This is a genomic window from Caproicibacter sp. (assembly GCF_046707225.1).
Classification (GTDB): domain Bacteria; phylum Bacillota; class Clostridia; order Oscillospirales; family Acutalibacteraceae; genus Caproicibacter.
The window spans coordinates 100,130-125,827 of record NZ_JBJKOP010000035.1 but is presented as its reverse complement, the minus strand read 5'-3'; the positions used below and the strand labels follow the sequence as shown (position 1 = coordinate 125,827).

General features: G+C 56.3%; 34 protein-coding genes. 8 read left to right on the top strand and 26 right to left on the bottom strand.

Annotation, left to right across the window (positions count from 1 at the left end; all coding sequences use genetic code 11):
* Positions 1-18 precede the first annotated feature (18 nt).
* From rplR to acpP, 25 genes are all read right to left on the bottom strand, one after another.
* The gene (gene rplR, locus ACLQ3M_RS08760) at positions 19-378 is read right to left on the bottom strand and encodes a 50S ribosomal protein L18 (RefSeq protein ID WP_066650246.1); all 360 of its coding nucleotides are present in this window, start codon (positions 376-378) and stop codon (positions 19-21) included.
* Between the two features lie 18 nt (positions 379-396).
* The gene (gene rplF / locus ACLQ3M_RS08755) at positions 397-945 is read right to left on the bottom strand and encodes a 50S ribosomal protein L6 (protein ID WP_411677309.1); all 549 of its coding nucleotides are present in this window, start codon (positions 943-945) and stop codon (positions 397-399) included.
* Positions 946-960: 15 nt separating this feature from the next.
* Entirely contained in the window at positions 961-1,359 is a 399-nt protein-coding gene (gene rpsH / locus ACLQ3M_RS08750; protein WP_411677308.1) for a 30S ribosomal protein S8, read from the bottom strand.
* A 16-nt stretch (positions 1,360-1,375) separates the two neighbouring features.
* Positions 1,376-1,561 carry a type Z 30S ribosomal protein S14 gene (locus ACLQ3M_RS08745; RefSeq protein WP_066650243.1) on the bottom strand — a complete coding sequence of 62 codons (186 nt, stop codon included), beginning with the start codon at positions 1,559-1,561 and terminating at the stop codon, positions 1,376-1,378.
* Positions 1,562-1,573: 12 nt separating this feature from the next.
* Positions 1,574-2,113, bottom strand: a complete 540-nt coding sequence (rplE, locus tag ACLQ3M_RS08740; RefSeq protein ID WP_156991270.1) for a 50S ribosomal protein L5 — start codon at positions 2,111-2,113, stop codon at positions 1,574-1,576.
* 11 nt (positions 2,114-2,124) lie between these two features.
* Positions 2,125-2,442: a 50S ribosomal protein L24 gene (rplX, locus tag ACLQ3M_RS08735; RefSeq protein ID WP_330594086.1), complete on the bottom strand. Its 318-nt coding sequence runs from the start codon at positions 2,440-2,442 to the stop codon at positions 2,125-2,127.
* Positions 2,443-2,461: 19 nt separating this feature from the next.
* Positions 2,462-2,830, bottom strand: a complete 369-nt coding sequence (gene rplN / locus ACLQ3M_RS08730; RefSeq protein ID WP_066650235.1) for a 50S ribosomal protein L14 — start codon at positions 2,828-2,830, stop codon at positions 2,462-2,464.
* A gap of 31 nt (positions 2,831-2,861) precedes the next feature.
* Complete coding sequence (rpsQ, locus tag ACLQ3M_RS08725) at positions 2,862-3,119, bottom strand: 30S ribosomal protein S17 (RefSeq protein WP_411677307.1); 258 nt, start codon at positions 3,117-3,119, stop codon at positions 2,862-2,864.
* A gap of 18 nt (positions 3,120-3,137) precedes the next feature.
* The gene (gene rpmC / locus ACLQ3M_RS08720) at positions 3,138-3,344 is read right to left on the bottom strand and encodes a 50S ribosomal protein L29 (RefSeq protein WP_066650233.1); all 207 of its coding nucleotides are present in this window, start codon (positions 3,342-3,344) and stop codon (positions 3,138-3,140) included.
* Positions 3,341-3,769: a 50S ribosomal protein L16 gene (gene rplP / locus ACLQ3M_RS08715; RefSeq protein ID WP_411677306.1), complete on the bottom strand. Its 429-nt coding sequence runs from the start codon at positions 3,767-3,769 to the stop codon at positions 3,341-3,343. The genes rpmC and rplP overlap by 4 nt, the downstream gene beginning before the upstream one ends.
* Entirely contained in the window at positions 3,769-4,434 is a 666-nt protein-coding gene (gene rpsC / locus ACLQ3M_RS08710) for a 30S ribosomal protein S3 (protein ID WP_411677305.1), read from the bottom strand. The genes rplP and rpsC overlap by 1 nt, the downstream gene beginning before the upstream one ends.
* Before the next feature lie 19 nt (positions 4,435-4,453).
* Positions 4,454-4,789, bottom strand: a complete 336-nt coding sequence (gene rplV, locus ACLQ3M_RS08705) for a 50S ribosomal protein L22 (protein ID WP_066650230.1) — start codon at positions 4,787-4,789, stop codon at positions 4,454-4,456.
* A 21-nt stretch (positions 4,790-4,810) separates the two neighbouring features.
* Entirely contained in the window at positions 4,811-5,092 is a 282-nt protein-coding gene (gene rpsS / locus ACLQ3M_RS08700) for a 30S ribosomal protein S19 (protein ID WP_066650228.1), read from the bottom strand.
* Positions 5,093-5,118: 26 nt separating this feature from the next.
* The gene (rplB, locus tag ACLQ3M_RS08695; protein WP_411677304.1) at positions 5,119-5,952 is read right to left on the bottom strand and encodes a 50S ribosomal protein L2; all 834 of its coding nucleotides are present in this window, start codon (positions 5,950-5,952) and stop codon (positions 5,119-5,121) included.
* A gap of 82 nt (positions 5,953-6,034) precedes the next feature.
* On the bottom strand, positions 6,035-6,325 hold the full coding sequence (gene rplW / locus ACLQ3M_RS08690) for a 50S ribosomal protein L23 (RefSeq protein WP_066650226.1): 291 nt from the start codon (positions 6,323-6,325) through the stop codon (positions 6,035-6,037).
* Positions 6,326-6,949, bottom strand: a complete 624-nt coding sequence (rplD, locus tag ACLQ3M_RS08685) for a 50S ribosomal protein L4 (RefSeq protein WP_411677303.1) — start codon at positions 6,947-6,949, stop codon at positions 6,326-6,328.
* A gap of 17 nt (positions 6,950-6,966) precedes the next feature.
* Entirely contained in the window at positions 6,967-7,608 is a 642-nt protein-coding gene (gene rplC / locus ACLQ3M_RS08680) for a 50S ribosomal protein L3 (RefSeq protein ID WP_411677302.1), read from the bottom strand.
* Between the two features lie 75 nt (positions 7,609-7,683).
* A complete protein-coding gene (gene rpsJ, locus ACLQ3M_RS08675) occupies positions 7,684-7,995 on the bottom strand; it encodes a 30S ribosomal protein S10 (protein ID WP_066650219.1) in 312 nt (103 codons plus the stop codon).
* 407 nt (positions 7,996-8,402) lie between these two features.
* Entirely contained in the window at positions 8,403-9,260 is an 858-nt protein-coding gene (locus ACLQ3M_RS08670; RefSeq protein WP_411677301.1) for a hypothetical protein, read from the bottom strand.
* A 190-nt stretch (positions 9,261-9,450) separates the two neighbouring features.
* On the bottom strand, positions 9,451-9,876 hold the full coding sequence (locus ACLQ3M_RS08665; protein WP_411677300.1) for a hypothetical protein: 426 nt from the start codon (positions 9,874-9,876) through the stop codon (positions 9,451-9,453).
* Positions 9,873-10,076: a helix-turn-helix transcriptional regulator gene (locus ACLQ3M_RS08660; protein WP_411677299.1), complete on the bottom strand. Its 204-nt coding sequence runs from the start codon at positions 10,074-10,076 to the stop codon at positions 9,873-9,875. The genes ACLQ3M_RS08665 and ACLQ3M_RS08660 overlap by 4 nt, the downstream gene beginning before the upstream one ends.
* A gap of 157 nt (positions 10,077-10,233) precedes the next feature.
* Positions 10,234-11,670 (bottom strand): proline--tRNA ligase, encoded by a 1,437-nt coding sequence (proS, locus tag ACLQ3M_RS08655; RefSeq protein ID WP_411677298.1) that lies wholly within the window; start codon positions 11,668-11,670, stop codon positions 10,234-10,236.
* Positions 11,671-11,728: 58 nt separating this feature from the next.
* Positions 11,729-11,905: an OadG-related small transporter subunit gene (locus ACLQ3M_RS08650; RefSeq protein WP_411677297.1), complete on the bottom strand. Its 177-nt coding sequence runs from the start codon at positions 11,903-11,905 to the stop codon at positions 11,729-11,731.
* A 13-nt stretch (positions 11,906-11,918) separates the two neighbouring features.
* Positions 11,919-12,998, bottom strand: coding sequence for a sodium ion-translocating decarboxylase subunit beta (locus tag ACLQ3M_RS08645; protein ID WP_411677373.1), 1,080 nt, complete (start codon positions 12,996-12,998; stop codon positions 11,919-11,921).
* 239 nt (positions 12,999-13,237) lie between these two features.
* Entirely contained in the window at positions 13,238-13,465 is a 228-nt protein-coding gene (acpP, locus tag ACLQ3M_RS08640) for an acyl carrier protein (protein WP_066650204.1), read from the bottom strand.
* 203 nt (positions 13,466-13,668) lie between these two features.
* On the opposite strand from acpP, the gene aroE reads away from it, so the two are divergent.
* A complete protein-coding gene (gene aroE, locus ACLQ3M_RS08635) occupies positions 13,669-15,012 on the top strand; it encodes a shikimate dehydrogenase (RefSeq protein ID WP_411677296.1) in 1,344 nt (447 codons plus the stop codon).
* Position 15,013: 1 nt separating this feature from the next.
* On the opposite strand, the gene ACLQ3M_RS08630 is transcribed toward aroE, so the two are convergent.
* Complete coding sequence (locus tag ACLQ3M_RS08630; protein ID WP_411677295.1) at positions 15,014-16,696, bottom strand: diguanylate cyclase; 1,683 nt, start codon at positions 16,694-16,696, stop codon at positions 15,014-15,016.
* A 502-nt stretch (positions 16,697-17,198) separates the two neighbouring features.
* On the opposite strand from ACLQ3M_RS08630, the gene aroF reads away from it, so the two are divergent.
* The 7 genes from aroF (at position 17,199) to ACLQ3M_RS08595 (ending at position 25,649) form a co-directional block, all read left to right on the top strand.
* A complete protein-coding gene (aroF, locus tag ACLQ3M_RS08625; RefSeq protein WP_411677294.1) occupies positions 17,199-18,224 on the top strand; it encodes a 3-deoxy-7-phosphoheptulonate synthase in 1,026 nt (341 codons plus the stop codon).
* Positions 18,225-18,284: 60 nt separating this feature from the next.
* Positions 18,285-19,124: a prephenate dehydrogenase gene (locus ACLQ3M_RS08620; RefSeq protein WP_411677293.1), complete on the top strand. Its 840-nt coding sequence runs from the start codon at positions 18,285-18,287 to the stop codon at positions 19,122-19,124.
* Positions 19,121-20,176, top strand: coding sequence for a 3-dehydroquinate synthase (gene aroB / locus ACLQ3M_RS08615; protein ID WP_411677292.1), 1,056 nt, complete (start codon positions 19,121-19,123; stop codon positions 20,174-20,176). The genes ACLQ3M_RS08620 and aroB overlap by 4 nt, the downstream gene beginning before the upstream one ends.
* Positions 20,173-21,396: a 3-phosphoshikimate 1-carboxyvinyltransferase gene (gene aroA / locus ACLQ3M_RS08610; protein WP_411677291.1), complete on the top strand. Its 1,224-nt coding sequence runs from the start codon at positions 20,173-20,175 to the stop codon at positions 21,394-21,396. The genes aroB and aroA overlap by 4 nt, the downstream gene beginning before the upstream one ends.
* Entirely contained in the window at positions 21,383-22,450 is a 1,068-nt protein-coding gene (gene aroC / locus ACLQ3M_RS08605) for a chorismate synthase (protein WP_411677290.1), read from the top strand. The genes aroA and aroC overlap by 14 nt, the downstream gene beginning before the upstream one ends.
* 44 nt (positions 22,451-22,494) lie before the next feature.
* Positions 22,495-23,610, top strand: coding sequence for a bifunctional chorismate mutase/prephenate dehydratase (locus tag ACLQ3M_RS08600; protein ID WP_411677289.1), 1,116 nt, complete (start codon positions 22,495-22,497; stop codon positions 23,608-23,610).
* Between the two features lie 284 nt (positions 23,611-23,894).
* Positions 23,895-25,649 (top strand): methyl-accepting chemotaxis protein, encoded by a 1,755-nt coding sequence (locus tag ACLQ3M_RS08595; protein ID WP_411677288.1) that lies wholly within the window; start codon positions 23,895-23,897, stop codon positions 25,647-25,649.
* Positions 25,650-25,698: the final 49 nt, after the last annotated feature.

The following is a 25,698-nucleotide window of genomic DNA, read 5'->3' as shown; positions in this document are numbered from 1 at the left end:
GTTTTTCCTCCTCCTTTGTCAGAACTTGAGGCCGCCCTCACGGGCGCCTTCGGCCAGCTCTTTGACGCGGCCGTGGTAAAGATAGCCGCCGCGGTCAAAAACGACCTGTTCAATGCCCTTTTCGACGGCGTGTTTTGCAATCAGCTCGCCAACCTTGCGTGCGGCTTCCTTGTTTCCGCCGTTACCATTAAAATCCTTGTCCAGTGAGGAAGCCGATGCAAGCGTTACTCCCCTTACATCGTCAATCACCTGGGCGTAGATGTTGTTGGTAGAGCGAAATACATTCAGGCGCGGGCACTCGGCCGTGCCCGAAATCTTGCCGCGCACTCTGCGGTGGCGGTTCAATCTGGCTTTGTTGGTGTCAGCCTTATTCACCATTTATGATTCACTCCTTCATTACTTCTTTGCGCCCTTACCGGCTTTGCCTTCCTTGCGGCGGACATGTTCATTCGCATAGCGGATTCCCTTGCCCTTATACGGCTCCGGCGGACGTTTCTCGCGGACTTCAGCTGCGAACTGCCCGACCTGCTGCTTATCAGGGCCAAGAATCACGATCTTGTTCGCCGTGGGACATTCAATGGTAATGCCGTCCACTTCCGGAACCGTTACCTGATGGGAATAACCGAGGTTCATGACCAGGTTCTTCCCCTGCTTCAGAACACGGTAACCAACGCCGTTGACGTCCAGTTCCTTCTTAAAGCCTTCCGTTACGCCGACCACCATATTGTGAATGAGCGAACGGGTCAGGCCGTGCAGGGATTTGTTTTCTTTTTCATCGTTGGGACGGGTCACATGAATCAGGTTTTCCTCAACGCTGACGTTCATATTCGGATGAACCTTCTGCGTCAGGGTTCCCTTCGGGCCCTTCACCGATACAACGCTGCCGTCAACCGATACGGTGACGCCGGCGGGAATATTTATGGGTTTTCTTCCAATTCGCGACATTGCTGCACCCCCTTGTTACCAAATAAACGCGAGAACTTCGCCGCCCATGTTCTGCTTGCGGGCTTCACGGTCCGTCATGACTCCCTTGGAAGTCGAGATGATCGCGATGCCCAAGCCCTTCATCACTTTGGGCAGGTCCTCGGCGTTGGAATAAATGCGAAGGCCCGGCTTTGAAACTCTGCGCAGGCCGTTAATGACGGTGGTCTTCCCCTCGCCATATTTCAGGTTCACTTTGATGATTCCCTGCTTGCCGTCCTCTATCACCGTATAGTTCCGGACATAACCCTCGTCCACCAGAATCTGCACAATCGCTTTTTTCATGTTGGAAGCGGGGATCTCCACGGAATCATGCTTCGCGGAACTCGCATTGCGGATGCGGGTAAGCAAATCGGCAATCGTATCTGTAATCTGCATGCCGTCTCCTCCTTCTTTACCAGCTCGCCTTTTTTACGCCGGGAATCTCGCCTTTATAGGCAAGCTCCCTAAAGCAGATGCGGCAGATACCGAATTTGCGAAGATAGGCGTGCGGCCTGCCACAGATTTTGCAACGGTTGTACTCACGGGAAGAGAATTTCTGTTCCCTTCTCTGTTTGACCTTCATAGAAGTTTTGGCCACAAGAATCCCTCCTTATTTCGCAAACGGGGCGCCGAGCAGCGTTAAAAGCTCTCTGGATTCCTCGTCGGTTTTCGCGGTCGTCACAAAGCAGATGTCCATTCCGCGGACCTTGTCGATTTTATCGTAATCAATTTCCGGAAAAATCAGCTGTTCCTTGACGCCCATGTTGTAGTTGCCCCTGCCGTCGAAGGAATTCGGGTTAATGCCGCGAAAGTCCCTGACGCGCGGAAGCGCCACGTTGAAAAGGCGGTCCACGAATTCATACATTCTGTCGCCGCGCAGCGTAACTTTGACGCCGATTTTCATCCCGGCGCGCACTTTAAAGTTCGCGACGGACTTTTTTGCGGTGGTCACAACGGGTCTCTGCCCGGTAATAATGGAAAGGTCGCTCATTGCGGAGTCGATCACCTTGGAATTTTCCTTGGCTTCGCCGGCGCCAATGTTAATCACGATCTTATCCAGTTTGGGAATCTGCATGACGCTTTTGTAGGAAAACTTCTTCATCAGCGACGGTGCGATTTCCCTCTGATATATCTCCTTCATCCTTGCCATGTTTATCCTCCTTACAGCGCTTCGCCGCATTTTTTGCAAATGCGTTCCTTCGTGCCGTCCTCATACAGCTTGTGAGAGACACGGGTGGTTTTGCCGCAGTGGGGGCAGACAAGCTGAACCTTGCAGGCGTACAGGGCGCCCTCGGCTTTCACGATGCCGCCCTCCTCGCCCATTTTACGGGGCTTTACATGTTTACTCACCATGTTAATGCCCTCTACAATGACCTTACCCTCTTTGGGGCTGACTTGAAGGACTTTGCCCTTCTTGCCGCGGTCTTTGCCGTTTAAAACAATAACGGTGTCACCGGTTTTAACATGAATCTTTTTTATCATCAGCGAGCACCTCCCATTAAAGCACTTCAGGGGCAAGACTTAAAATCTTTAAATAGTCCCTGTCGCGCAATTCCCTGGCCACCGGGCCAAAAATACGTGTGCCCGTTGGATTTTTGTCGTCCTTGATGAGCACGGCGGCGTTCTCGTCGAATCGGATATAGGTCCCGTCCTCGCGGCGAACACCCGAAGCGGTGCGCACGATCACCGCCTTGACCACGTCGCCCTTTTTCACGGTGCCGCCCGGCGCCGCTTTCTTGACCGACGCGACAACGACATCGCCGATATTAGCGTACCTTCTGCCGGTACCGCCAAGCACGCGGATGCACATAAGCTGCTTCGCGCCGGTATTGTCGGCAACGTTGAGGTATGTCTGTTGTTGTATCACGGTGCGTTCCTCCTTTGCTTAGGGGCCAAGATTACTTGGCCTTCTCCAATATCTTGACAAGACGCCATCTTTTGTCCTTGCTTAACGGACGGGTTTCCATCACGCGCACGCGGTCGCCGATGGTGCATTCGTTGTTTTCGTCATGCGCCTTCAGGTGAATGGTGCGCTTGACAACTTTCTTGTAAAGCGGGTGCTTCACGCTGTCTTCCACCGCAACAACGATGGTTTTATCCATTTTGTTGCTGACGACTTTGCCTACCTCGGTTTTTCTGATATTTCTGTCGCTCACGCTTAATCCTCCCTTCCGTTACGCATTGGCGCTGTCTTTGAGTTCATTTTCGCGCAAAACGGTCTTGATACGGGCGATGTCCTTCTTAACAGCCTTAATACGCATCGGGTTGTCGAGCTGATTAATGGTAAGCTGGAAACGGAGGTTGAAAAGCTCGGCCTTTAAATCTTTCAGCTTGCTTTCAAGCTCTTCCGCGCTTAATTGTCTGACTTCCGTTGGCTTCATGACTGCTCACCATCCGTTTCTTCCTTGGCAACAAATTTGCACCGGATCGGCAGTTTGTTGGACGCAAGACGAAGAGCTTCCTTTGCGGTCTCTTCAGAAACGCCGCCCATTTCAAACATAATCCTGCCCGGCTTTACAACTGCCACCCAGTACTCGGGGGCACCTTTACCGGAACCCATGCGGACTTCGGCAGGTTTTTTGGTCACCGGTTTATCCGGGAAAATTTTAATCCAGACCTGCCCGAATCTTTTGGTGTAACGGGTCATGGCAACACGGGCCGCCTCGATCTGGTTGGCGGTAATCCATGCCGGTTCCAACGCCTGAAGGCCATACTGACCGTAAGCAATCTGATTGCCGCGGGTACATTTCCCGGTCATGCGGCCGCGCTGTACTTTGCGGTATTTCACGCGCTTTGGCATCAGCATTATTTGCTGCCCCCTTCCCTGCGGGGCTTGCGGCTGTCCTGCAGCACCTCGCCCCTGTAGATCCAGACTTTCACTCCGATCCGCCCGTAAGTCGTGGCGGCCTCGGCAAAGCCGTAATCGATATCGGCACGAATGGTCTGAAGAGGAATCGTGCCGTCATGATACTGTTCTCTTCTCGCGATTTCCGCGCCGCCCAGGCGGCCGGAGACCTGCGTTTTAATTCCCTTGGCGCCCATCTTCATGGCGCGGCCGATACTCTGTTTGAGTACGCGGCGGAAAGACATTCTCTTTTCAAGCTGCTGCGCGATATTCTCGGCAACCAACTGCGCGTTCAGGTCAGGGCTTTTCACCTCAACGATATTGATCGTAACGGGTTTGCCCAGCGCCTTTTCGCACTGCAGCCGAAGTTTATCAATTTCACTGCCGCCCTTGCCGATGACAATACCCGGCTTTGCGCAATGAATGTGAAGGCGTACCTTGGAGGCGTCGCGTTCAATCTCTATTTTCGGTACGCCTGCCGGTTTCAGCTGCTTTAACAGCTGCCTGCGCAGCTTGTAGTCTTCGACAAGCGTGTCGCCGAAGGCATTGTCCTTCGCAAACCAGCGGGAATCCCAGTCCTTAATAATGCCCACACGGAACCCGTGCGGATTGACTTTCTGGCCCATAATTTACCTCCTCCTCAGCTTATTCCTGTTCTTTGAGCACCATGGTCACGTGCGAAGTCCTCTTTAAAATCTGGAACGCACGCCCCTGCGCTCTTGGACGGATGCGTTTGAGGATCGGACCAGGGGAGACAAAGCACTGAGAAACATACAGTTTGGAAACATCCATATTGTGATTGTTCTCGGCGTTGGCCATGGCCGATTTCAGCAGTTTTTCAAGACTCTCGCTCGCGGCCTTCGGCGTATGCTTCAGGATAGCCATCGCAACGTCGACCGGTTTGTTGCGGATCAGATCCAGAACAATCTGAACCTTGCGGGGAGAGATGCGGGCATATTTCAGATAAGCCCTTGCTTCCATGCGATACACTCCTTTCAGCCGTTATTTGCCCGGCGCCGTTGTTTTAGAGCCGGAATGTCCCTTGAAGGTACGGGTGGGGGCGAACTCGCCCAGCCTGTGACCCACCATGTCCTCCGTTACATAAACCGGGACATGCTTGCGGCCGTCGTGAACCGCTATCGTATGGCCGACAAAGTCGGGGAAAATCGTTGAGGACCTGCTCCAGGTCTTGACGATTTTCTTTTCGCCGGCCGCATTCATCTCCTGAATCCTTTTAAGCAGCACAGGCTGAACATAAGGACCCTTTTTTATGCTTCTGCTCATAACTTGCAAGCTCCTTTCTGCACGCCTTATTTGCCGTTTCTACGCTTGACAATCATCTTGTCGGAGCGATTGTGATGAGCGCGGGTCTTGTAACCCAGGGTCGGCTTGCCCCATGGGGTAACCGGTCCGGGGCGTCCGATTGGGGCTCTGCCCTCGCCGCCGCCGTGCGGGTGGTCGTTCGGGTTCATGACGGAACCGCGTACGGTCGGCCTGAAGCCCATATGGCGTTTGCGCCCGGCCTTGCCGATCTTCATGTTTTCGTGGTCTACGTTGCTGACCTGGCCGATTGTCGCCATGCAGGTGATCGGCACGTTGCGAAGTTCGCCGGAGGGCAGGCGCAGCAGCGCCATTCCGTTTTCCTTTGCCATCAGCTGAGCCATGATGCCTGCCGCGCGGGCAAGCTGGGCTCCCTTGCCGGGATACAGTTCAACGTTGTGGATGAACGTACCGGTCGGGATGTTTTCCAGCGGAAGCGCGTTGCCGGGCTTAATGTCTGCGGAAGCGCCGGAAACCACCGTATCGCCGACCTTGAGGCCGTCCGGAGCGATGATGTAGCTCTTGTCGCCGTCTTCATACTGAACCAGCGCGATGAACGCGGAACGGTTCGGGTCATACTCAATGCCGATGACCTTGCCCGGCGCGTCGAATTTCTGACGCTTAAAATCGATCAGGCGGTACTTCCTGCGGTTCTTGCCGCCGCGGTGGCGGACGGTGATGCGGCCGTAGCTGTTGCGGCCGGAATTGTTCGGGAGGGACTCTAAAAGGCTTTTTTCCGGTGCCTTTTTCGTCAGGATCTTATAATCCATAACGGACATGTTGCGCCGGGAAGCCGTGGTCGGTTTAAAATTTATGGTTGGCATTCTTTCACACTCCTCATGATGGCTTTGCGGGGAAATGCCGCTTCCCCATCCATGCCTCTGCTCTATTTCATGCAGGCAGAGATTACATCATGCCTTCAAAAAATTCAATCGTTTTGCTGCCCTCGGTCAGGGTGACAACCGCTTTCTTCCAGGAGCTGGTGTAGCCCTGGGTTTTGCCCTGACGGCGCAGATGGCCGCGGACGTGGAGGGTGTTGACCTTGTTGACCTTCACGCCGAACAGTTCTTCCACGGCGCGGGCAATATCAATTTTTGTCGCGGATTTGGCAACTTCGAAGGTGTACCTTTTCTCGCCGATGCCGGCCATGCTTTTCTCCGTCACAATCGGGCGGAGGATAATATCCTGTGCTGCCATTTAAGCATACACCTCCTCAATCTGAGCCACCGCGTCCTTGACGACAATGAATTTGTCGGCGTCCAGAATATCGTAGACGTTCAGCGTGTTGACCACAGCGGTCTTTACGCCGGGGATGTTCCGGGAGGAAGCAATCACTTTTTCGTCCACGTTCGGCAGAACAATCAGGGTCTTTTTGTCGGATCCGATTGCACTGAGCATCGCCGCGATGGATTTGGTCTTATATGCGTCCAGGGAAATGCTGTCGAGCACGATCATAGCGCTGTCGAGTACCTTGCTGGAAAGAGCGGATTTGATCGCGAGACGGCGTACCTTCTTATTCAGCGTATAGCTGTAATCGCGCGGCTTCGGTGCGAAAACGATACCGCCGTGTCTCCACTGCGGAGAACGCGTGGAGCCCTGTCTTGCGTGGCCCGTGCCCTTCTGCCTCCACGGTTTTCTGCCGCCGCCGGAAACTTCCGCGCGGGTTTTTGCCGACTGTGTGCCCTGGCGCAGGTTTGCAAGATGGTTTACCACCATGTCGTGCATCACCGATTTGTTCGGTTCAATTCCGAACACCGCCTCGGCCAGGTCCATCTTTTCGACTTCCTTGCCGGCCATATCAAGTACTGCTACTGTAGGCATTCCGATTCCTCCTTCCCTTACGCCCTGGCAGCTTTCACGCTGTCGCGGATCACTACAATGCCGCCGTTGGGGCCGGGAACTGCGCCCCGGATGGCGATCAGGTTGTTTTCAACGTCCACCTTCGCAACGGTCAGGTTCTGAACCGTTACCTGCTCCGCGCCCAGATGGCCGGCCATTTTCATGCCGGGCAGCACCCTGGACGGAGTCGAACACGCGCCGTTGGAGCCGCCGTGGCGGGCAACCGGGCCGGAACCGTGGGTTTCCTTCAGGCGCTGGAAGTTCCAGCGCTTGATGACGCCGGCGTATCCTTTACCTTTGCTCACGCCGGTCACATCGATTTTGTCGCCAGTCTCAAAGACATCCGCTTTGATCAGGTCGCCGACGTTGTAAGACGACGTATCCTCGAAACGGAACTCACGAAGCGTTTTCTTCGGGGCGACGTCCGCTTTGGCAAAATGCCCCTTCATCGGTTTGGTCACCTTTGCCGCTTTCAGATCGCCGTAGCCCATCTGAATGCTCTCGTAGCCGTCGTTTTCCACGGTCTTCTTCTGCGAAATCACGCAGGGTCCGGCTTCCACGACCGTTACGGGGATGACTTTGCCGTTTTCGTCAAAGATCTGCGTCATGCCGATCTTCTTGCCGATAATCCCTTTTTTCATTCCTTAATTACCTCCTGTGCAGGTTATTGGTTGGCTTATTAAACCAACTTGACCCCGGCCGCCGGTTGGTTAAAGTCAGAGCTTAATCTCAACTTCAACGCCTGCGGGGAGTTCCAGACCCATCAGGGCCTCAACCGTCTTGTTTGACGGGCGCAGAATGTCGATCAGTCTCTTGTGGGTTCTCATCTCAAACTGCTCGCGGCTGTCCTTGTATTTATGGACGGCGCGCAGAATGGTGATGATCTGCTTTTCGGTCGGGAGCGGAACGGGTCCGGAAACCCTTGCGCCCGTACGTTTTGCGGTTGCAACAATCTTTTCGGCGGACTGGTCCACCAGCTGATGGTCGTACCCTTTGATTCTGATCCTGATTTTCTCCTTGACTGCCACTGGAAAATCGCCTCCTTATTGTAGTTGGCGGGCGACGTTTAAAACCTGAACACCGTGCCGGGTGTTTCTTCATTCCCAAATGAAAAACCGGATTTCTTTTTTCAGACGAAATCCGGGTAGGTTCAAAACGTCTGAGCGCAAAAGGCCGCAAAGCGGAACCCTCCGCACGCTCAAAATATTTGTCGCCCGGTTTAAAATCGGACATACTCCACGGAAAAACCGGCGCATTTGCGCCGCAACCTCCCGCTTCAACGCATATCTGTCGCAGTCGTGCTTTATTATAATACCACACTCACCCCCGGTTTGCAACAATTATTTTTCGCCCAAATGAGGAAATTTATTCCTCATACAATAACATTAATAGAAAAGGATTTTCCGCGGTATGGACCGCGGAAAATCCAAGTCATTTAAATAAAATTCTTCCACACAGCGTTATTCGAAATAAATGGTTTTATCTCATTGTAACCAATCGTAACCCGAAGAAGCTTACTCTGAGACGTCACCGCAAAGCCTACTCCGCTTTCCGTAAAATACATCGAGTTTTTGTCGAGATTCTTCTTGAGCGCGGAAGCGGTTGATTCCGAAGCATATTCCGAGCTGAACTGAGCTTTCGCGTCCTTTGCAAGAGCTGCGTAAAAGGAATCGTTTCCTTTTATTAAATCCGAAAAAGACAGAACAGCTCCGGTAGACAGGTTAAGATTGACGGTTCGAAGAGCATGCGTAGTCTTTCCTTTTGGGGAAAGAGTAACGTACTCATTAAAGCCGACGCTGATAAAGGTTTTTCCCTGATAGGTTGCGTCTCCGGTTGTCTTTACCTTCGTCTTGACCTTTTTGGCGCCGGTTCCAAGGGAATTAACCGTCTTCAGCGCACAGTTTTTAATCGCTGCATTCACTTTGTCCTGCTGCGAGGCAAGACCGGTTAGCTGTGGATAGGATACCGAGTAGTCGTTGTTATCCTTTTTTAATGTGTAGTCCACCGATTTGATTTTGTAATTACCGTCATTTTTCGAAGCCTCAGCTTTGACCGTCGGCGCTCTGGAAGTATCCTGAAAAGCGGGAGTTACCGAAGACGTATCGGACGTAACCCCGGAAGAGAAGCTTGCGGAGGAGGATGTCCCGCTTGCTGCCGAAGATGAACCCACAGACGTGCTTCCTCCCGACGAAGCGGGCACGGAAGAGCCGGAAGAAGATCCGTTCTGGCCTTGGCATGCGGCAGAGGACGCCAGAATCGCGGCCGACAAAAGGATCATGAGTATTTTTTTCATCAAATTAATTCGCACTCCCATTATTATGTTGAAATCATTGATATTCGTACTTTCGCCAAACAAAAAAAGGCAGGAAGTCTTTTCTTTATTCTTGCGCTATTATTTTACACGTAATCATTGGGGGATTCAAGTAACAAATTTTTGCAGAATTGTCACAAAACTATGAACAGTCTGAAAGGATCTGTTACTCTTACATCTTCTTGGAATAATAGTTGGAAAAGGATACAAAAAGAATCAGTTCAACGGCGATTAAACCGGCGGCTGTCAAAATCAAATACGGCGCTGCGCCCATGACGCCGAGGATAAAAACAAAGATATCAAGGACATAATTCATATATTTTGCGGTCTTTGCCCCCGCTTTCTCCCGAATCCTGACATTGCGTTCGTCTTCGACTTGAACCCGCTTGAATTTTTTGACCTCTTCCGTTTCCGCGGCGGAAACAAGCAGGGAATCCGCAAACCACCCCACGCCCAGCGCCGCAGCCGCAGCGCCGATTCCAATGCAAAATCCTGAGATTGTTTTTTGGCTTTCCGCGGTGAATCCGAACACGCCGGCCGCAATCAACGCCCCTCCGGCCAAAGCCAACCATAAAAGCCACACTTGTCTGCGTTTCATTTTGTATCCTCCTCATAGAGAAAAATTTCTTCGATCGCAAGATGAAAATACCGCGCAATTTTGAACGCCAATAAAATGGATGGGTTATATCGTCCGTTTTCCAAAGAGCCGATCGTCTGTCTGGAGACTTCCAGCGCGTCGGCAAGCTGTTCCTGGCTGATTCCATGCTGCTTCCGGATTTGCTCCAGCCTGTTTTTCATCTCTGCCCGCCTCTTTGTGTTGAAATGTAAAGTTCGCTTTCCATTAACAGAATACGCCGAAATACAGAAAATGTCAAGCCTGCTTTCCATTTTTACGGGAAGCAAAAGCCGCGGGAAAATCCGCGGCTCTATATAATAATATTAGTAAGATACCCGATTAATACGCCTTACCCCAGTAAACCAGTTTTTCCGCCGGTTTTCCGCAGCAGACGCAGGCGCCGTGCTCATGCTCGTGCCCGAACGGGATACAGCGGGAAGAAACCCCCGCGACTTCCTTGAGCTTTTCCTCGCACGCCGGGTCGCCGCACCACATGGCCCGAATAAAGCCGGGCTTCGAATCGGCGATTTCTTTCATCTCGTCAAGCGACTTTGCCTCATAGGTTTTGCCCTCGCGGCTTTTCAGCGCTTTTTCATACATATCGTTCCTCACACGCTCCAACTGCTCCGCGACGGCGTCTTCCAGATTGTCGAGCGGAACAAACACCTTTTCCCGGTCGGTGCGGCGGACCAGCACGCACTGATTTTTTTCGATGTCCTTCGGCCCGATTTCCAAACGAAGCGGCACGCCCTTCATCTCATACTGGGCAAATTTCCACCCGGGCGACTGGTCGGAATCGTCCGTTTTCACGCGAAAGCGCTGTTTCAGCCGGGTTTCAATCTCCTTCGCCTTGTCTAGCACACCGGGTTTATGCTGCGCGACCGGCACGATCATCACCTGAATCGGGGCGACCGCCGGCGGCAGAACCAGGCCGCTGTCGTCGCCGTGAGTCATGATAATCCCCCCGATGATCCGGGTGCTCATGCCCCAGGAGGTCTGGAACGGATGGCACAGGGAATTGTCCCTGCCCTGGAATGTCACGTTGAACGCCCTGGCGAAGCCGTCGCCGAAATAGTGGCTGGTTCCGGATTGGAGCGCTTTACCGTCGTGCATCATGGCTTCGATCGTATAGGTCGCAACCGCGCCCGCGAATTTCTCGCTTTCGGTCTTCTGCCCGCGCAGAACCGGAATGGCAAGCTGTTTTTCGCAGAAGTCCGCGTACACTTCCAGCATCCGTAAAGTTTCCGCGCGCGCGTCCTCTTCGGTTTCGTGCATGGTGTGGCCCTCCTGCCAGTGGAATTCCACCGAACGCAGGAACGGGCGGGTCGTTTTTTCCCAACGGACGACGGAGCACCACTGGTTGTACAGCTTCGGCAAATCCCTCCAAGAGTGAATCACACGCGCGTAATGCTCGCAGAACAGCGTTTCCGAAGTCGGGCGTACGCAAAGGCGCTCCGGCAACTTCTCGCTGCCGCCCGTCGTCACCCACGCGACCTCCGGCGCAAAGCCCTGCACATGCTCCTTTTCCTTGTTTAAAAGGCTTTCCGGAATAAACAGGGGCATTGAGACGTTCTCGTGCCCAAGCTCCTTGAAGCGCGCGTCCAGAATGTCCCGGATATTTTCCCAGATGGCCCAGCCGTACGGCTCGATGACCATACACCCGCGCACGCTGGAATAATCCATCAGCTCCGCCTTTTTCACAATATCCGTGTACCATTGGGCGAAGTCCTCCTCCATGGGAGTGATGGCCTCCACCATTTTTTTCTGTTCCGCCATTGCTGTTTCCCCTTTATCCTCAAGTCCGCGGTCCGCTTTTGCGGAACCGTCGGTTTCGTCAGTCCTTGTTTTTCGTCCAGCGGTTTAAGGCCACGATCACCAGAAAGATCAGCAGCATGACGACAAAAATTCCCGCCATGCCCTTGCCCATCAGCTCCAGCGAACGGCCGACATCGGCGCCGTTCACCGGGCCGACCGGCCCCTGATAGGCGGAAAGTAAAAATCCGTAATTCACCCCGGCGCCTCCTTTACGCTAAAAAGTTACTTGCAAGCGACAAAATGATGCCGCCCGCAACGACCGAACCGATCTGTCCCGCCACATTCGCGCCGATGGCGTGCATCAGCAGGTGGTTCTGGTTGTCCTCTTTCAGGCCCATCTTCTGAATCACGCGCGCCGACATCGGAAAAGCGGAAATCCCCGCCGCGCCGACCATCGGGTTGAATTTTCTGCCCTCGGGCAAAAACAGATTTAAAAGCTTTGCAAACAGGACCCCGCCGATCGAGTCGAACACAAAGGCGACAAGCCCGAGCGCCATCACCGCCAGCGTGTTCCAGCGCACAAATACGTCCGCGCGCATCTGGAACGCGATCGTAATGCCGAGGAAAATGGTAATCAAATTCGCAAGCGGGCCCTGCGCGGCCTTGGAAAGGCTTTCGAGGCGCCCGCATTCCCGAATCAGGTTGCCGAACATCAGCAGGCCGACCAGCGCGACGGAATCCGGAGCGATCAGCCCGGCGATCATGGTAACGATGATCGGAAACAGGATTTTCGTCGTCTTGGAAACGGAATCCGGCTGATACGGCATGCGGATGCACCGTTCCTTTTTGGTTGTGACCAGCCGGATGGCAAACGGCTGAATCAGCGGAACCAGAGCCATATAGGAATAGGCCGCGACGGCGATGGCCCCCTTGTAGGCGCTGTCCAAAACCTGGGAAACCAAGATGGAAGTCGGCCCGTCCGCAGCGCCGATCACGCCGATCGACATCGCGTCCCGCAGCGGGAAGCCGAGCAGGACCGCGGCGCTGACCGTAAAGAAAATTCCGAACTGCGCGGCGGCCCCGAACAGAATCATCCTCGGGTTCGACAGCAGCGGCCCGAAATCGATCATGGCGCCAATGCCTACAAAAAGCAGCAGCGGCATGGCCTCCGAAGCGGCGATCCCCTTGTTGAACAGCCATTCGATAATGCCGTTGCCCCCCAGAACGCCCGTGTAAGGCAGGTTGACCAGGATGGCCCCGAAGCCCATCGGCAGAAGCAGAGATGGCTCAAAATCCTTTTTGACGGCCAGCCAGATTAAAAGTCCGCCGACCGCCCACATGACGGCCATCTGCGGGGTGACGCCGGAAACCCCGTGCAGCAAAAAGTCAAATTGACTCAACAGCTTTGACACTCCTTTATTTTTGGCAGCCCCGGCAGAAGGAACCAAAGCTTTCCGTTCTTTTCGTCATTCAGGAATCATTATAGCGGAAACTCCGCGTCATTTCAAGAAAAAACCGGCCCGGTTTTAAACGGAACGTAAAAAAATCCGCCATGCTGCCGCACGGCGGATGACAGGATTCGTCTTACTCAGACGTGGTCCTCAATGTATTTAACCAGTTCCCCGACCGTCTTGATATTTTCGACTTCCTCGTCGGGAATTTCAATTTCAAATTCATCCTCAATCGACATCAGAAGGTCGACCACATCGAGAGAGTCCGCCCCCAGATCATCGGCAATATTCGTATCGGCAGTAATCGTATCCTCCTCAACGTCAAACTGCTCGCTTAAAATTGCCTTAACCTTTTCGAAAACCATGATATATCCTCCTTAGATCTTAAAAAAATCACTCATGTGCAAAACAAAAATCCCAGTGTGGACAAAGGAATCCCGGCTGTGCTAAAATTGCACAGGGTGATTTACCCTGGAGTCCCGGGTTCTGAATGCCTATCCACATATTATTAGCAATGCTTCGCTTTGTCAATCATTTTTTTGATTTTATTTCTTGGGGGTTGTTTGATTTGGAAACCTTGCATTTTGCCGTCCTCGGCCATCCGATCGGCCACACCATGTCCCCGCTGATTCATTCCCGCCTTTTCTCCCTTTCCGGCACCGCCGCGCGGTACGCCGCAATCGACGTCGCGCCGGAATCGCTCGGCGATTTTCTTTCCGGGCGCGGCGAGTGGAACGGATTCAACATCACTATCCCCCACAAGCGTGCCATTATACCTTTTTTGGATTCGCTTGACCAAAAAGCTCTGCTGACCGGCTCGGTCAACACCGTAAAAAACGAGGCCGGAAAGCTCACCGGGTACACGACGGACGGCGACGGCTTCCGCCTTGCTCTGGAACACGCCGGAGTCTTTCTGCGGGACTGCCGCACGGTCATCCTCGGAGCGGGCGGAGCCGCGCGCGCCATGGCCTTTGAAGCCGCGCTCGCCGGAGGGCGGGTCACGGTGGCGGCAAGAGAGCATTCCCTCGCGGCCGCCAAAGAGCTCTGCGCGGATCTGACCCGCAAAATTCCCGGAGCGGCGGCGGACACCTGCCCAATCGGCGAAATTTCCGGCGGGATGGACCTTCTGGTCAACGCGACGCCCGCCGGCATGTACCCGAACATCAACTCCTGCGCGGCTGAGGAAGACCTGGTCCGGCGCGCGGGCTGCGTGTTCGACGCGGTTTACAATCCGGATGAAACCATGCTGATCCGCCTCGCGGAGAAAAACAACATTCGGGCGGTCCGCGGCATGGCCATGCTGGTATGGCAGGCCGCCGCGGCACAGACGATCTGGACGGGCGCCCGGTTTGGCGCGGAAGAAATCGACCGCCTTTGCGGGGACGCCGTGCTGGAAATGAAGAAGAAATTCGGGAATCTCGTTCTGTGCGGATTCATGGGCAGCGGAAAAACAACCGTCGGCAGGCTCCTGGCCGAACAAACCGGCCGCCGCTTTCTCGACATGGACCAGTGGATTGAAGAAAGGGAGGGCTGTTCCGTCGCGCAGATTTTCGCGGAACGGGGCGAAAGCAGATTCCGCGCCCTGGAACGGGAAGCCGCTTGCGAGCTTTCACGGAAAACGGGGCTGGTCATCGCCGCCGGAGGCGGAGCTCTGCTGGACCCGGAAAACGCGCGGGCGCTCCGGTCAGGCGGTACCGTCATCCTGCTCGACGCGTCCCTGAACGCCGTGCGGTCAAGGCTGAAAGGCGACCGGACGCGCCCTCTTCTGCGGGACGGCGGCGGGGAATTGGAGCGGCTCTACGGCGCGCGCCTGCCCGTTTACCGGGAACGCGCGGAAGTGACCGTGCCCGCGGACGGCTCGCTGGAAGAAACGGCCCGCCTGGTGCTGAAAGCGCTGGAACCCGTCCGTTGACTCAGGTCCGCGCAATCTCGTCGATTTCGCTCGTGTAAACGCGGAACGAATCCTTCCCGCTTTTTTTCGCCGCGTACATGGCGGCGTCGGCCTTCCGGAACAGCTCCTCATAGGAGCTGCCGTCATACGGATAAAAGGAGATCCCCACGCTTCCCGAAACGCAGACCGGACCGGAGATGCTGTTCTCCCGGAACGCGTTCCCGATACATTCCGCCTTTTTCACCACCAGATTGACGGAGGTAATGCCGCGAAGGAACACGACAAATTCATCCCCGCCGATGCGTCCGACGATATCCTCCTCCCGAAACAGCCGCTTGATCCGCGCCGCCGTTTCCACAATCAGTTCGTCGCCTTTGAGATGTCCCAGGCGGTCGTTCACATTCTTAAAGTTGTCGATATCGATGACGAAAAGGGCATGGCGCTCTTCCCTTTCGCTGCAGGCTATCACCTTTTCGATTTTGCCGACCGCCGTGACCCGATTGTAAAGGCCGGTCAGCAGGTCATGCTCCGCCCGCTGCCGCAGGGCGATCGACTCCTTTTTGCGCCGGTCGATGTCGGAGATGACGACAATCAGGCGCGCGGCTTTCCCCTGCTCGTCGAAAAAGGCCGCCGGGTGCACGTTGCACCAGATATAAACGCCGTCCGCCCCGAGAAAGCGAAATTCGTCGTCCTCCAGAACCTCTCCGTGCAGCAGCCGGTCCGCTTTTTCCGTCAGCCTTTTCCGGTCCGGCTCATAGATGAGCCGAAGCTCCGCCAAATCCTCCATCGGATTCCCGTATTGCGGGAATCCGGTCCCGAATCTCGCCGTAAAAGCAGGCGAATAATAGATGCGGCTGGTTTTCAGGTCAAAATCCACGATCGGGTCCGCGGCGTGCTCCAGAATCATACGGTAGCGCTCTTCGGTGGCGGCCAGCTCTTCCTGCGCCTTCTGGGTCTCCGTGATATCCATCAGAACGCTGTACAGCCAGACATTCCCGTTGCAGTCCTCCTGCACTCTGGATTTGTCGAGGACCCAGATCAGGCGGTCCTTTTTTCCCATAATCCGGTAAGTCAGCTCCGCGGCCCCGTCGCGCCTCATGCGGCCGCCCGCCTGCCGCAGCAGAAGGTCGCGGTCTTTTTCATAGATCATCTGAATAAAGCGGTTACCGAACCCTGCGGCGATCTCATCCCTGCGGTAGCCAGTCATGCGGCAGAATCCTTCGCTGACAAAATTCAGCGTCAGGAATTCGTCGTTCCTGCAGCGCAGCACGCCGCAGGGAACGTTGGCCGTCAGGGCCTCCAGCTCCTGCGCCTGTTCCAGCCGCTGTCTGTGGGAACGCCTGCGCAGGGTAATGTCCTCCATCACGCCGCTGAAAAATTCTGTGCCGTCCTGACCTTTCTGCAGCCTGACCCGGTAGGAAGCCCAGATGTGATGCCCATCCTTCTTAATCAGACGGAGCTCCGGATTTGCAAACCCCTTTGCCCTGATTTCTTCCGTAATGCGCTCCCAGTCGATCGGCGGATTGTTTCGAAGGACCGGTTCCGGGCCTTCTTCCAGCAATGCGGAGATCTCATCCTTCGCATACCCGAGGGTCCTGAAAAAGGCTTCACTCGCATACAGGATCGACAGCCTGCTGTCCGGCCTGCAGCACAGCAGGCTGCATCCGAGGTCGTCGATCAGCTCTTCCAGATTCAAACTCCCCATTCCAGCTGCTTCCTTCCGGTCAACTTCCATATCATGGTAATTACTTGCTTATATTCTATCAACACACCGGAAAGAATTCAAGTATCACATAAAATATTTTCGCTGGGAAATTATTTTATCGAAACTTACCGGACGGAACCTCTTCCGTCAAGCGGAGAATCGAAAAAAACTTGACACAGCCCGAATGCTGTATTATGATACAAAAAAAGACACGGAGAAAGGAAATTCTTCCATGAAGTTTTCGTACCCTGCGCGATTTATGTTCTACGGATACCCCCGCTATTCTTTTGCGGATGGGTTTTATCGCGTATGCCTGAAAACCGACTGTGAGCTTTCCCGTGCCGCGGGGCGCAGGCCGTAACGATTTTCGGCCGTTGCCCTGACAGAGTCCATATCGGCGGAGCTGGCAGCAGCCCCGCCGTTTTTTTATACCCATCGGGGGCTTTTTGCTCCCAGCGGCGCCGGGTTGCCGCCCATCCGTCAGAATCAGGAGGAACAGAAAATGATTATTGTACTGAAACCGGACTGCACACAGCAGCAGATCAGCGATTTCTGCGCGTCCCTTTGCGAAGAATACGGCGTTAAGGTGAACACCTGGGTGGGGACGCAGAGCACCGTGCTCGGCCTGATCGGCGACACCTCCGCGATCGACATCGACTCCGTCGCGGCGCAGGAGCTTGTGGAAAGTGTCAAGCGAGTACAGGAGCCTTATAAAAAGGCAAACCGGAAGTTCCACCCGGACGATACGGTCGTAACCCTGCCCGGCGGGCAGAAAATCGGCGGCGGAGGCCTTTCCCTGATCGCGGGCCCGTGCTCGGTGGAAAGCAGGGAGCAGATCTGCGGCATTGCGCAGCGGGTCAAAGCGGCGGGTGCCTCTTTCCTGCGCGGCGGCGCGTTCAAGCCCCGCACCTCTCCGTATTCGTTTCAGGGACTGAAAGCCGGGGGGCTTGAGCTTCTGCGGGAAGCAAAGAAGGAAACCGGACTGCCCATCGTCACCGAGCTGATGAGCGAAAAGCACATCGATCTGTTTCTTGAAAGCGGGGTCGACGTAATTCAGGTCGGCGCGCGCAACATGCAGAATTTCGAGCTGCTTAAGGAGCTCGGCAAAATCCGCAAGCCGATTCTGCTCAAACGCGGCCTGTCGAATACGATCGAAGAGCTTCTGATGAGCGCGGAGTATATCATGGCGGGCGGCAACAATCAGGTCATCCTCTGCGAGCGCGGAATCCGCACGTTTGAGCCCTACACGCGCAACACGCTCGACATCTCCGCCATTCCGATTTTAAAGCGCTGTTCCCATCTTCCCGTTGTTGTGGATCCCAGCCACGCCTCCGGCCACTCCTGGCTGGTGGAACCGCTGGCGCTCGCCGCGGTGGCCGCCGGCGCGGACGGCCTGATCATCGAGGTCCACAACAACCCCGCAAAGGCCCTTTCAGACGGCGCGCAGTCCCTGACGCCCGACCAATTTGAACAGACCGCCGCCCGGCTGAAAGCGGAGGCGCTGGCCTTCGGAAGAACATTGGACTAACCGCCGCTTTTCTGCTATAATGTGTGAAATCGAAAAGAAAGCAGAAGGGGGTATCTTTCCATGAATCAAAACATCGTCGTTGCGGGGCTCGGGCTGATCGGCGGTTCGCTTGCGAAAGCATTCCGAAAATACAGCGGCTGCAGGGTCACCGGCATCGACAGCGACCCCGGCGTGATCGACGCCGCACTCCAAAGCGGAGCAATCCGGCGGCAGGCAACTCCGGAGGACCTGAACGCCGCGGATCTCGTGTTCCTCTGCCTCTACCCCCAGGCGGACATCGATTTTTTAGAGGAGCACGCTTCCGCCCTTCGCCCGGGCTGCATCGTAACCGACGTGTGCGGGGTGAAATCGTTTTTAAGCCCTCGCCTTTCGGAAATTGCGGAAAAGCACGGGCTCATTTACATTGGGGGCCACCCGATGGCGGGAAAGGAAAAGGGCGGCTTCGCAAACAGCGACGCCGACCTGTTTTCCGGCACAAGCTACCTGCTGGTTCCCTGCGGCGCGCCGCGCGGCGCGGTCGACCTGATGACGGCGGTTGCGGTCGAGCTCGGCTTCGGCGGAACCGTCGTCACCACGCCGGGAGAACACGACCGCGAAATCGCCTTTACCAGCCAGCTTCCCCACGCGCTGGCCTGCGCCTATGTCAAAAGCCCGCGGTGCCCGGGGCATGCCGGCTTTTCGGCGGGAAGCTACCGCGATGTCTCGCGGGTCGCGAGCGTCAACGAATCCATGTGGGCCGAGCTGTTTCTGGACAACCGCGAGGCGCTGACCGAAGAGTTGGACACGCTGATCGGAAACCTGCGGGAAATCCGCGACGCGATCGGCTCAAACGACGCCGAGGCCCTGCGTTCCCTCCTGCGGGAGGGCCGCCTGATTAAGGAAAGGCTGGGAGAAGCATGAATCTGACCATCAACACCGCAAAGCCCTATCAAATTCTGATTGAGCGCGGCTGCCTCCGACGCGCCGGAGAGGAGGCCGCCCGCGTGTTCCCCGGCGGCGCGAAAGCCGTGATCGTCACGGATTCCAACGTGGGGCCAATCTACGCGCAAACTGTGGCCTTATCCCTGGAAGCCGCCGGATTTCAGCCCTCGGTCTTCACCTTTCCCGCGGGGGAAGAGCACAAGCGGACGACCAACATTCTCGGAATGTACGGCGCCTTTTCCGACCGCGGACTGACGCGGAGCGATTTCGTCGTCGCGCTCGGCGGAGGGGTGACGGGCGATATGGCCGGATTCGCCGCCGCGACCTATTTAAGGGGAATCCGCTTTCTGCAAATTCCAACCTCCCTGCTCGCGCAGATCGACTCTTCCGTCGGCGGAAAAACCGGGGTTGACCTTCCGCAGGGAAAGAATCTGGTCGGCGCGTTTCACCAGCCGTCGCTGGTTCTCATCGATCCGGATACGCTTTCAACCCTGCCGGATACGTTCTTCGCGGACGGAATGGGCGAGGCGATCAAATACGGCTGTATCCGCGACGGCGATCTGTTCGGGCGGATCGCGGCGGGCGGGGTCAAAGACGAGATTGAGCCGATCATATACCGGTGCGTGGACATCAAACGGGAATTCGTCGAGCGGGACGAACTGGACAACGGCGACCGGATGCTGCTGAATTTCGGCCACACGTTCGGCCACGCGCTGGAAAAGCTGCACGCCTATAAGGATCTGACGCACGGCGAAGCGGTCGGGATCGGCATGGTGATGATGAGCCGGTGCGGCGAGGCAGCGGGGCTGACGGAACCAGGAACAGCGAAAAAAATCGCCCGCGTCCTTTCGGAATACGGCATGCCGATCTCCGACCCGGCAGACCCGTACCTCATCCGGGAAGCCACTCAGTATGACAAAAAGAGCCGCGGGGACAACATCAGTCTGGTTCTTCTCAGGCACATCGGCGAAAGTTTTCTGCATCCCATTCCGCGTGCGGAGCTTGGGCGGTTCATGGAGGCTCTGTCATGAGTCTGGTCCGGTTTGCTCCCGGCGTGCTCGGCGGCCGGGTTCGGGTCCCCGTTTCCAAAAGCGCGGCGCACCGCGTGATGATCTGCTCGTTTCTCGCGGGCGCGCCGGACCCCCTTCCCACTGGCGAAACGGTCAGCGAAGACCTTGCCGCGACCCGTTCGGCGCTCGCCGCGCTGAATGCGGCGAAACGCAGGGAAGCAGCCCGCGTCGACTGCGGGGAATCCGGTTCGACTCTGCGATTTTTAATTCCGGTCGCCGCGGCGCTCGGAATCCCGTCCGTCTTTACCGGGCGGGGGCGCCTTCCTGAAAGGCCGCTGGGGGTTTACCTGAAATGCTTGCCCCCGCAGGGGGTGACCTGCGAAAGCGGCGGCGGCCTGCCGCTGAGAATTTCCGGCAGGCTGAAGCCCGGCGTCTTCTCCCTGCCCGGGAACGTCAGCTCCCAGTTCATCACGGGGCTGATGCTCGCCCTCCCCCTGTTGAGCGGCGACAGTGAAATTGTTCTGACCTCCCCGCTGGAATCCGCCGGATACGCGGAGATGACGGTACAAATTCTGAAAGAGCACGGCGTCGGAATTTTCTCATCCGAAACCGGCTGGAAAGTGCCGGGAAACCAGAAATACCTCCCCTGCCGCTGTGAAATCGAGCGCGACTGGTCCCAGGCCGCGTTCTTTCTGGCAGCGGGGGCTCTCGGCGGGCATGTGGAGCTGGATGGCCTGCGGCCCGATTCCGCGCAGGGCGACCGCGCGGCGGAGGAGCTGTTCCGCCGCTTCGGCGCGCGCCTTGGCTGGAACGGCGGCATTCTGACCGCCGAACCGGGCGAGCTGTGGGGAATCGAAATCGACGCTTCTCAGATTCCCGATCTGGTGCCGGTTCTCGCCGCGGCCGCCGCGCTCGCGAAAGGGCGCACGGTGATTCGCAACGCGGGGCGGCTGCGCCTGAAGGAAAGCGACCGGCTCGCCGCGATGGCCGACGGGCTTTCCGCCGTCGGTGCGGCGGTAAAACAAACGGCGGACGGACTTATCATAGACGGATCCCCGCAGCTGCGCGGCGGAGCGGCAGACGGACAGAACGATCACCGCGTCGTGATGGCGATGGCAATCGCCGCGCTTCGGGCGGACGGGGACGTCACCGTGACGGACGCCGAAAGCATCCGGAAAAGCTACCCGGATTTTTTCCGGGATTACAACGCGTTGGGAGGAAAAGCGAATGATCTGGGGTAATCGGATCCGGTTGACGGTTTTCGGCGAAAGCCACGGCCCGGCGATCGGCGCCGTTCTGGAGGGGCTGCCCGCGGGCGAGGCGGTCGATTTGGAGGAAGTCGCTCTTCAGATGGCGCGCCGCGCCCCGGGGCGGGACGCATCCTCCACGCCGCGGAAAGAGGCGGACGCGCCGAAAATCCTGAGCGGACTGCTGGACGGACGCACAACCGGAGCGCCGCTGTGCGCCGTAATTGAAAATACCAACACGCGTTCCGGCGACTATGAAAACCTGCGGGACGCTCCGCGCCCCGGGCACGCGGATTACACGGCGCATTTCCGCTACGGCGGCTTTAACGATGTGCGCGGCGGCGGGCATTTTTCGGGCCGGCTGACCGCGCCGCTGGTATTCGCCGGGGCGGTCTGCCGCCAAATTCTGCGGCGGCGCGGTATTGCGGTCGGCGCGCATGTCCTTTCGGTTCACGGCGTCTCCGACGCGCCGTTCGACCCTACGGATCTTCCCGTTTCTCTTCTCGATGATCTGGCCTCCCGCTACTTTCCCACCGTTGACCCGCAGGCCGAAGCCGCCATGCGCGGGGAAATCGAGCGCGCGCGGCAAAAGCTGGACAGCGTCGGCGGCTTGGTCGAATGCGCCGTCTGCGGCCTTCCCGCCGGAGCGGGCGGCCCGCTGACGGACGGGGCGGAATCTTTGTTTTCCTCGATTCTGTTCGGCATCCCCGCGTGCAAGGGCGTGGAATTCGGCGCGGGCTTCTCCGCGGCCGATTTGTTCGGAAGCGAAAACAACGACCCGTTTCTGTTTGACAAAGACGGAGCGGTCCGAACGGAGACAAATCACGCGGGCGGCATTCTCGGGGGCATCACCACCGGGATGCCGCTGGTCTTCCGCGCCGCGTTTAAGCCGACTCCGTCCATCGGCGCACCTCAGCGCAGCGTCAATCTGAAAAGCGGCGCCGCCGAAGAACTGGTGGTCAAAGGCCGGCACGATCCCTGCATCGTTCCGCGCGCGGTTCCCGTGGTGGAAGCCGCCGCCGCGCTGGCCGCCATGAATCTGCTGTAATCATGAATGGAAACCGGCGCGCTGCCGGGAATGGAGCTGTTGACATGACACTGGAAGAACTGAGAAAACAGATCGACGAAATCGACAACGGCATTCTGGAGCTGTTCCTGAAACGGATGGCATGCGCAAAGCAGGTCGCGGAAGTCAAACGGCAAAAGGAACTTCCGATTTTCAATGAAACGCGGGAACTGAAAATTCTGGACGGCGTCTGCCGAAAGGCCGGGGAGTACGGCGGACAGGCCCGCATCCTTTACGCCAACCTGATGGCGATGAGCCGGGAAGCCCAGCACAGCGCCCTCGGCAGCGGAACAGAACTGCGGCAAGCGGTGCTGAAGGCCTCCCGCTTTCCGAACAAACCGCGCTCGGTCGCCTGTCTTGGCGAAAAGGGCTCCTATTCGCACGAAGCGTTTTCCCGCCTCTACCCGGAAGCGGAACCCGTTTTTTTTCCGGACTTTCCCTCAATTTTCGCCGCCGTTAAAAACGGCCGGGCGGACCTTGGCGTCCTGCCGGTTGAAAACTCATCCGCCGGGTCCGTCAACGAGGTCTATGACCTGATTTTAAAGTACCGGTTTTCCATTGTCGCCGCAATCAGCCTTTCGGTGCGGCACTGTCTCGCCTCCCGCGAAGCGGAACTTCATGAGATTCAAACGGTTTATTCCCACCCGCAGGCACTTCGGCAATGCGCCGGATACCTGAAGAAACGGGGAATCCCCTCCGCGGAATGCTCCAGCACGGCGGGGGCGGCCGCGCTTGCGGCAGGGGAGCGCGGAGCGGCGGCCCTTTGCTCGGAGCACGCGGCGGCGCAATACGGCCTGAACATTCTGGACCGGAACGTTCAGGATTCCGACGGCAACCGCACCCGCTTCATCGCGATCGGACGAAACCTGCTGATTCCGCCGCAGGCGAACAAAATCAGCCTCTGCTTCGCCGTGCCGCACCGCACCGGCACGCTTTACACCGTTCTGGCCCGTTTCGCGGCCTCCGGACTGAATCTTACCAAGATCGAATCCCGCCCGATTCCCGGACGGAATTTTGAGTATGATTTTTATCTGGATTTTTCCGGTTCCGTCGCGGACCCGAAAACCCTCGACCTGCTTTGCGCGCTTTCGGAGGAGCTTTCCCGCTTCTCCTTCCTCGGCAATTACTCCGAATTAGAATAAAGCGCGAAATTATCATGCAATTTGGCAGAAAAGGTCCCTGTATTTTTTACAGGGGTCTTTTTTTATTATTTTCTTCTACAAAATTCTTATCCGTAATTTGTTATTTTTCAGAATTGAATTATTATTAATATTGTACTAAAATTAGATTATACAATAAATCGTATTTGTTAGTAAACACTAATTAATGCCGTTATTAGGGGAGCATTCCGTCGTAATTCGGTCTTTTTTGCAACGATTTCATCAACAGACATCGCTGAATTTAATTGCAAGGAGTCTGACGCCTTATGAAAAGCAGATTTAAAAAGCTGCGTCTGAAATCAAAGCTGGTATTGTCTTTCAGCATTCTGATTTCGTGTATTATCCTGATTCAGTCTTTCCTGTCTTATCAAAGTCTGAACGCGGCGTACAAAACGATTTCCGACTCGACCATGCAGGGACTCGACACTTTGATCAAAACCGAGGTTCAGAGCATGATCGGGGTGCTGACCGCAAATTACAACCGCTACAAATCGGGAAAGATTTCGGAGCAGGAAGCTGTGGAAGCCGCCAAGACGCTCGTGCGCAACACGCGCTACAACAATGGCAGCGGATATTTCTGGGCCGATATGTCCGACGGCAAATGCGTGGTGCATATGAATGCCGATTATGAGGGACAAATGCGCCTGGGCAATCAGGACGAAAAAGGAAATTACTATATTAAAAACCTGATCGCCGCCGGCGACAAGGGCGGCGGCTTCACTGATTTCTGGTTTACCAAACCGGGCAAATCCGGCAATTTTCAAAAACGGGCTTACACGCAGAAATTCGAGCCGTACGGCTGGTACATCAGCACCGGGAATTACCAGGAGGACATGACTCCGCTGGTTCAGGCGGAGCTGAACGACTGCAACCGGAAAAAGACAAACGCCATGCTGCTGCTCATCATTTCCAGCATCGCGGCGGCGATTCTGAGCATTCTGCTGATCCTCTCCGTCGCAGGCTCCATCACCAAGCCGCTGAAGCTCATCACCGAGCGTCTCCGCCTGCTGTCGCAGGGCGACCTCCACACGCCCGTTCCCGTGATCGACACGGAAGACGAAACAGGCATTCTCGCCAAGACCGCGCAGGCGACCATCGACCGGCTACACGGTTCCATCACCGATATTACAGAGCATCTCTCAAATATGTCCCAGGGCGATTTCAGCATGGATCAGTCCTATGAATACGTCGAGGATTTCAGGCCGATCGGCGAGGCTCTTTCGCGCATCACCGACTCGCTGAGCCAGACGCTTTCGTCCATTCACGATTCCGCGGAGCAGGTCTCCGGAAATTCCGATCAGGTTTCCGCCGGAGCAAAAGAGCTGGCGCAGGGCGCGACCAATCAGGCCGCCTCCATTCAGGAGCTTTCCGCCACCATTGCCGAAATCAGCCGCCAGGTGACAAAAAACGCAAAGAATGCCGAGACCGCGAGCAGAATTTCAAACAAAGCCGGCGAGTCGCTCAAGGCCGGCAATGAAAAGACGGAGCAGATGCTGGCCGCCATGAAGGAAATCAGCGAGACCTCCGAAAAAATCGGCCAGGTCGTAAAGACAATCAGCGATATCGCGTTCCAGACCAACATTCTCGCATTAAACGCCGCCGTGGAAGCCGCCCGCGCGGGAGAAGCCGGAAAAGGCTTCTCCGTTGTGGCCGACGAGGTTCGGAGTTTGGCGGCGAAAAGCTCGCAGGCCGTGAAAAACACCACCGACCTGATCGGCAGCACCGTGGCGGCCGTCGGGCGGGGCGTGGAAATTGCCGAAGACACCGCAAAAACCATCAATTCCGTGATCGGCGATTCTTCGGAATCCATCCGGCTGATCAACAGCATCGCGAAGGCCTCCGAGCTTCAGGCGCAGGCCGTCACCCAGGTGACGCAGGGCATTGACCGCATTTCCGGCGTCGTGCAGAACAACTCCGCCGCCGTGGAGGAAAGCGCTGCGACCAGTGAAAAACTGAACGAGCAGGCCCGGGAGATGGAGAGTCTGCTGACCCGTTTCCGCCTGAAAGCACAGTACGTCTGAGCTTCTTCCATATAAAGCGCCCGCCGGGAAATCCGGCGGGTTTTCCTGT